Origin of the sequence: Candidatus Chryseobacterium colombiense (assembly GCA_029203185.1) — a bacterium.
Classification (GTDB): Bacteria; Bacteroidota; Bacteroidia; order Flavobacteriales; family Weeksellaceae; genus Chryseobacterium; species Chryseobacterium colombiense.
In genome coordinates, this window is sequence record CP119310.1 from 4,220,249 (window position 1) to 4,227,036 (window position 6,788).

6 protein-coding genes are annotated in these 6,788 nt (G+C 35.3%); 2 read left to right on the top strand and 4 right to left on the bottom strand.

Going from position 1 to position 6,788, the window contains the following annotated elements; genetic code table 11:
• The first annotated feature begins 34 nt into the window (after positions 1–34).
• Positions 35–1,378, top strand: coding sequence for an ammonium transporter (locus P0Y62_19290; protein WEK69934.1), 1,344 nt, complete (start codon positions 35–37; stop codon positions 1,376–1,378).
• 171 nt (positions 1,379–1,549) lie between these two features.
• Positions 1,550–2,968 (top strand): L-serine ammonia-lyase, encoded by a 1,419-nt coding sequence (locus P0Y62_19295; GenBank protein WEK69935.1) that lies wholly within the window; start codon positions 1,550–1,552, stop codon positions 2,966–2,968.
• A gap of 56 nt (positions 2,969–3,024) precedes the next feature.
• Here P0Y62_19295 and P0Y62_19300 read toward each other — a convergent pair whose 3' ends face one another.
• From P0Y62_19300 to P0Y62_19315, 4 genes are all read right to left on the bottom strand, one after another.
• Positions 3,025–4,668 carry a serine hydrolase gene (locus P0Y62_19300; protein WEK69936.1) on the bottom strand — a complete coding sequence of 548 codons (1,644 nt, stop codon included), beginning with the start codon at positions 4,666–4,668 and terminating at the stop codon, positions 3,025–3,027.
• Between the two features lie 5 nt (positions 4,669–4,673).
• Positions 4,674–5,246, bottom strand: coding sequence for a YIP1 family protein (locus tag P0Y62_19305; GenBank protein ID WEK69937.1), 573 nt, complete (start codon positions 5,244–5,246; stop codon positions 4,674–4,676).
• Between the two features lie 18 nt (positions 5,247–5,264).
• A complete protein-coding gene (locus P0Y62_19310) occupies positions 5,265–5,531 on the bottom strand; it encodes a DUF2089 family protein (protein WEK69938.1) in 267 nt (88 codons plus the stop codon).
• A 139-nt stretch (positions 5,532–5,670) separates the two neighbouring features.
• A complete protein-coding gene (locus tag P0Y62_19315) occupies positions 5,671–6,516 on the bottom strand; it encodes a prephenate dehydrogenase (protein ID WEK69939.1) in 846 nt (281 codons plus the stop codon).
• Positions 6,517–6,788 lie beyond the last annotated feature (272 nt).

Sequence of the window (6,788 nt, forward strand, 5' to 3'; positions counted from 1 at the left end):
TATTACTACTTTTGATGGGGTAATTGAAAATTTTATGAAAGTAGGACTTAAATGGGTAGTGTCATTTGCTATCATTTCTCTAGTGGCAATCGGTGGATTGTTTTGGAGTCCCATTGCAGATTTCCCGAATACAGGAGAATTCTTAGATGAAAGTAAAATTGTTGGTGCAGATGTTGCCTGGATTTTGGCAGCTGCAGGTTTGGTTTTATTAATGACTCCGGGCCTATCATTTTTCTATGGCGGAATGGTGGGTAAGAAAAATGTAATTTCTACCATGCTGCAAAGCTTTATTGCTTTGGGTGTAATTTCTATTTTATGGGTAGTAGTTGGTTTTTCGCTTTCTTTTGGAGATTCTATTGGCTTTACGATGAATGGAGAACATTATGGAATAATAGGAAACCCTTTAAGCTATCCCTTTTTCAGCAGAGTAGGAGTATTGCCGCATAAAGCAATGGCTTCTACAATTCCCTTTATTCTTTTTGCTTTGTTTCAAATGAAATTTGCAGTTATTACACCGGCTTTGATCACGGGATCATTTGCTGAAAGAGTGAGGTTTATTTCTTATCTGTTGTTCATGGTTTTGTTCAGCCTGTTTATCTATACTCCTTTATGTCATATGGTATGGCATCCGGATGGACTTTTAAATAAATATTTCGGAGTGAAAGACTTTGCAGGAGGAACAGTGGTTCATATGAGTGCAGGGTTTGCAGCATTGGCAGGAGCCATAGTGGTGGGGAAAAGAAAAAATCCACATCATGAACCTTCAAATATTTCATATGTAATGTTGGGAACAGGCATGCTCTGGTTCGGATGGTTCGGTTTCAACGCGGGTTCTGCGTTAAGTGCCAACGCGACTGCAGCAACTGCTTTTGGAACTACAACGATTGCTTCAGCTTCAGCCATGATGACATGGATCTTTTTTGACCGGATCAATAAAAGAAAAGTTTCGGCTTTAGGAGCGTGCATCGGAGCCGTAGTTGGTTTGGTTGCCATTACTCCGGCATGTGGCTTTGTTTCTGTTTCAGAAAGTCTTTTTATCGGTTTTATTTCGGCAATTGTTTCCAATATAATGGTGAACTGGAAAGCGTTGAAGAAGGTAGATGACACGTTGGATGTTTTTGCCTGTCATGGAGTGGGAGGAATTATGGGAATGGTCTTAACTGCAATTTTTGCTCATGGTGAAAATGCAAGCCTTCTTCATGGAGGAATTGAAGTATTTGCTCATCATATGATTGCATTAGTGCTTGTTTCGTTATTTGCATTTTTTGGATCGTTGCTTTTGTATAAGATTACAGATAGTATTATAACGTTAAGAGTCTCAGAAGAGTCAGAGAATATGGGATTGGATATCTCACAACATGAAGAAAGCCTTTGTTAAAAGTCAATTGTGAATTATCTATTCGTTTTATGGCAATACTAAGTTCACATTCATAATATTTGAGTTCATATAGTTTTAATTTTGAAAGCCGGAGGTGAAATTTCATCTTCGGCTTTTGCTTTTCAATTTATCGTGTATCTTTGTGTTTAGGAAAAATGATGAATTTTCTATATGGAATCAATATCGGTTTTTGAGATTATTAAAGTGGGAATAGGTCCGTCCAGTTCGCATACAATGGGACCTTGGAATGCAGCTTCTGCATTCATAAGAATTATAAAAAGAGAAAGATCAATAGAGGAGGTAAAGGAAGTCTTCGTTGAGTTTTTCGGTTCACTGGCAAAAACGGGAATCGGACACGGAACGGATATAGCTGGAATGTTGGGGTTGAGTGGAGAAGACTTTAAAACAATCGACACTACTAAAATTGATGAAAAAATTGAAAAAATAAAAACTACTCAGATTCTTAACCTGGGCGGTGAAAAGGAAATTCCTTTCATCTATGGACATCATTTGATTTTAAATATGCAAAAATCACTTGATTATCATCCGAACGGCATGATCTTTAAGGCGATTTTTGAAGACGGAACAGAGCTTGTTCAGGATTTTTATTCCGTAGGTGGTGGATTTATTATGAGTCAGGAAAAAAAATCAATCCAGAAACATTGTATCCGTACTTTATATCCTTGTCATAAATCTTCAGATATTGTAAAATATTGTGAAAAACTGGGGCTTAGCAGAATTTCAGATTTAATCCTGATGAATGAAGAAAGTTGGAGAACACAGGAGGAGACAAGAAAGGAAGCGCTTTATATCTGGCAGCAAATTAAAGAATGTATCTATAAAGGGGTCAATAAAGAAGGAATTCTTCCCGGAGGTTTAAATGTAACAAGAAGAGCAGCCGGACTGAACAGAAAATTATTAGGAGATAAAATCTATAAAAATAAAGACGAGTGGTTCCAGCAAGTAGTGGATGCTGAAGAGAATTTCACAAACATCAATAAATGGATCGCTTGTTTTGCATTGGCGGTAAATGAAGAAAATGCAAGCTTCGGAAGAATTATCACGGCACCTACAAACGGAGCAAGTGGAGTAATTCCGGCAGTGTTAATGTATTCGCAGGCTTTCACGGACTCTATAAGCGAAGATGATATTGTAAGATTTTTATTGGTAGCAGGTGAAATTGGAACTTTATTTAAGAAAAATGCGACAATCTCTGCAGCAATGGGAGGTTGTCAGGCAGAAATCGGGGTTTCATCAGCAATGGCTGCGGCTGGTTTAACGGAAATTCTTGGCGGAAGTGTCGGTCAGGTTTTAATGGCAGCGGAAATTGCCATGGAACATCATCTGGGGCTTACCTGCGATCCGATCAAAGGATTGGTTCAGATTCCGTGTATTGAAAGGAATACAATGGGAGCCATAAAAGCTATCACGGCAGCAAATATTGCATTAGAAAGTGACCCTACAAAAGCAAAAGTAACTTTAGATGAGGTGATTCAGACGATGTGGGAAACAGCTTTGGCGATGAGTGACCGTTTTAAAGAGACTTCAGAAGGGGGATTGGCGATTGCGGTGAATGTGCCGGAATGTTAAGAAAATTTTTGACTTAAATAGAAAAAACCTCAGATCTAAGTATCTGAGGTTTTCATTTATTTTTTCTTATTGAATAAAAACTTTCCACCGCCTTGTTCCAGCTGCATTTCTGCTTTTTCGGGAAAGAAAGTCATCTTCAGACCGGCATTGTCAAATTTAAACTGGTCTTTTTCTACATATTCCAAAGGAAATTCAGGTTGTCCTGTTCCCTGTCCGAATAATCCTCCGTTCTTAATGAAGATTTTAAGACCAAGTGGAATATCTTTAGATGAATAATCTCCAACGTATTGTTTTAGCTCAGTTTCTGTAATTTTTGTAGTTGCAAAATTAGGGAGGCTAAATTCTTTATTATAAAGTATACTTAAAATATCAATAGTGAAATTATTGGCTCCGATTCTGTCAGCGTTCAAAGAATAAGAAATTGAAATATCATCTTCACCGTTATAGATCATTAGTGAATTGGTTCCGTAGGTTCCGCCGCTGTGTCCTACAAACATTTTGGAATAAAAAGGAACTAAAGCGAGTCCCATTCCGAATCTGTCCTCTTTAGGCATCATAGCGGAAAGACTTTCTTTAGAGACTATTTTTCCTGCAAAAAGAGCATTAATAATGATATTTAAATTCGTTGGTGCAGTGGCAATATCACCTACACCCACTACATTGTTGAAATCAAAATCTTTTACAGGCTCCCACGCATTGGCATAGCTGTAAGAACTGAAAACATTGGTAGGCTTTTGGCTCACTGTATAAAAGTTCTTTAATTGTAAAGGCTGTGCAAATGTTTCCCTTAAATTATCAGCATAAGATTTTCTGCTGATTTTTTCTAAAATTTTTGTCAGTAAATAATACCCTGAATTGGAATACTGAACTTTTGTCCCCGGTTCAAATAAAGAACCCTGCTCAATAATGTGGTTTATGATCTGCTCTTCAGAAACCTTTTCTGTAAGCCATTTCATGGTATTCTTTCCTGTAACATAATCTCCCAGTCCTGAAGAATGGTGAAGCAATTGTGAAATCGTTATTTTTTCAGCATTCGGAATTTTAGGATAAAACTTTGAAAGCTTATCATTTAGGTCCAATTGTTTTTTCTCAATAAGCTTAAACAGCATCATGGCGGTCATCGATTTTGTGATCGAGCCGATCTGAAAAGTTACTTTATCCTTCTGAGAAAGACCTGTTTCACCAAAATTTCTTTTGTAAATCTCTTTTCCACCTTTGAAAATTGAGATCTCACCTGCTTCAGCATTGTTTTTTTCTAAATAAGAGATGAAATCATCAATTTTACTTAAACTTTGTGATAGGTTATCTGATAATTTTAGAGCTTCAAGTTTTTTGTAATCCTTGGAATCTTTTTTATCGTAAGGCTTTAAAACTAAGGGGAAAGTTTTTCCATTCTGGATGAAATTACCTGAAATAGTATTGTTTTCAAGTTTACCTTTATAAGAAGCATTGGCATTGGTAATGTCTAAAATCAACTCATTGTTGATGAAAGATACCTTTTCGGCAGGGATGCCTTCGGCTCCTTGTGCAGGACTGTCAAGTAAAGCTTTATAAGAATTTTTATCCTTTTCTATATGAATGATAAAGGGAAGTTTGTTTCCTTCAATGTCTAGTTCTCCTTTCCATGAACCGACGATTTGTTGCGCAAAAATAGATTGAATTCCGAATAAAAGTAAAATAAATAAAAGTTTGGTTTTCATAGTTTTTAAAATATAAATTGACAAGTGATGGTGGTAACGATAATTAGAAATGCAAAAATGACGATCTGTTTCCAGTTCTTAATATTGGTTGCTGTTTTGAAGCCGTTATAAATAAGAACCATTCCGTAAGCAATTAATAAAAGAGCTGAAAAACTGAAAATACAGACAACAATAAGATCTACAGGGGAAATATTTGCCGGATTTTTTTCTGCCATCATCTGTATCGACTCCATGCTTTTATTAATAATAGGAATTTCACTGATCAGAATAATAAAAATTCCTGGGATTTGGGAAATTAAAATGGTATTGACAATATCAATAAACCTTGTCCTTTTATTATATAATTTTCCGAGAATGAAAAAAATGATGATGGCAATGATATAGCTTAGTAAACTGTAACCTATGCTTTCAACTAATGAACCTTTTTCATCTGCATACCGGTAATGAAAAATACTGTCTACTTGTAAGTTCAATACATTACATAATAATAAAGTGACTCCTAGAGATACTATTCCTGTAATAAGAAGCTGGCTTTCGCTATATTTTGAAAAAGGGTTGAAAATTGTTTTCCAATTCATGTTGATGAGTTTTTTGATTTAGTTTTTTAATACATTGATTTTTTGAATAAGATCATCCATTTTATTTCTCATGGTAGGATAGGAGAGATCTGCCTGTTTTGCCATTTCTTTAATACTTCCGCTGGACAGGAAAAAATTGAGGATAAATTCCTGTTCATCACGATTGAGCTTCAGAATAACAGGAAGTTCATAATCTCCATTAACTTCTGTCGTGCAGTTGGGGCATTTCATCTGACTCACATTTAAAGTGTGGTCGCAACTGGGACAAATGATGGGTAGTTTCATTGAAAATATTTTTGTAAATGTAATATTAATTTTAATAAAGTTAAATAATATTTTAATAAAATTAAATATTTGATTGAAAATGTGAAACAAAAAAAACTCCCTTAATAGGAAGTTTATAACGCTTAAATAGTACAAATGATTATTTATCAAGTATTTCTCTTATTTTGTTGGCATTGGAGATCAGTTCTCCTAAATATTCGTAGTTTTCCTTTTCTAAAGCCGATTTGAATTTTCTTAATTGCGAGATATGCTCATTCAAAACATCAAGAACATTCTCTTTATTCTGTTTAAAGATAGGAACCCACATTTCCGGATGTGATTTTGCCAGACGTACAGTGCTTGAAAACCCGGAACTCGCCAGTTGGAAAATGGTTTCTTCCTCACGCTCTTTTTCCAAAACCGTATTAGCTAAAGCATAAGAGGTGATATGGGAAATGTGAGAAATATACGCGGTGTGAATATCATGATCATTAGCATTCATATAGATAGGATGCATGTCTAGTGCGTATACAATCTTTTCCACTAGTGCAAAAGCGTCTTCAGCAGATTCTTCTTTATTGCAAATAACCCCGGCTTTTCCGGAAAAACTTTCCGCTACAGCAGACCTTGGACCATTATTTTCCGTTCCCCACATCGGGTGAAAAGCGACATATCTGGGTCTTTTAGGGTGGTTTTTAACCATTTCGATGATTCCTGACTTTGTAGAGCCGCAATCCATAACCGTCTGATCTTCGGAAATCAGATCCAAAACCTTAGGAAGTAGTATTCTTGTAGCATCTACGGGAACTGCAATAATGATGAGGTCAGAATTCTTGATCCCTTCTTCTAAGTTTGCTTTCTCGTTGATAATTTGAAGCTGTATGCCTTCATTAAGATGCTGTTCGTTGTTGTCAATTCCGTAAATATAAGTTGCAAGGCCTTTCTGTTTTAATTTTAACGCCATCGAACCACCTATTAATCCTATACCGATAATACCTATTTTCATTTCTCTCTAATTTAAAAATCAAAAAACCCCGTCTTAGGACGAGGTTTGAATTGTATATACATAAGAATTCCTTATCCCATAATTGAGGTGAAAATTCTATAATAATATGTTCTGTTGCTAGAAATCATATTGCGAAGTTATAAAATAATTTTCAAATATAGATACGCATAATAATATATAATAGTATGTTTTGTTATTTCATTGTAATATATGAGTGTTTTTATACTTAATGTAGTTTTATGTTTAATTTTAAAATTATTCATGTTTCTAAC

Excerpts from the sequence above, each read along its gene's own strand:
- P0Y62_19305 (WEK69937.1), bottom strand. The coding sequence starts at position 5,246 with ATGAATTGGAAAACAATTTTCAACCCTTTTTCAAAATATAGCGAAAGC.
- P0Y62_19300 (WEK69936.1), bottom strand. The coding sequence starts at position 4,668 with ATGAAAACCAAACTTTTATTTATTTTACTTTTATTCGGAATTCAATCT.
- P0Y62_19295 (WEK69935.1), top strand. The coding sequence starts at position 1,550 with ATGGAATCAATATCGGTTTTTGAGATTATTAAAGTGGGAATAGGTCCG.
- P0Y62_19310 (WEK69938.1), bottom strand. The coding sequence starts at position 5,531 with ATGAAACTACCCATCATTTGTCCCAGTTGCGACCACACTTTAAATGTG.
- P0Y62_19315 (WEK69939.1), bottom strand. The coding sequence starts at position 6,516 with ATGAAAATAGGTATTATCGGTATAGGATTAATAGGTGGTTCGATGGCG.
- P0Y62_19290 (WEK69934.1), top strand. The coding sequence starts at position 35 with ATGAAAGTAGGACTTAAATGGGTAGTGTCATTTGCTATCATTTCTCTA.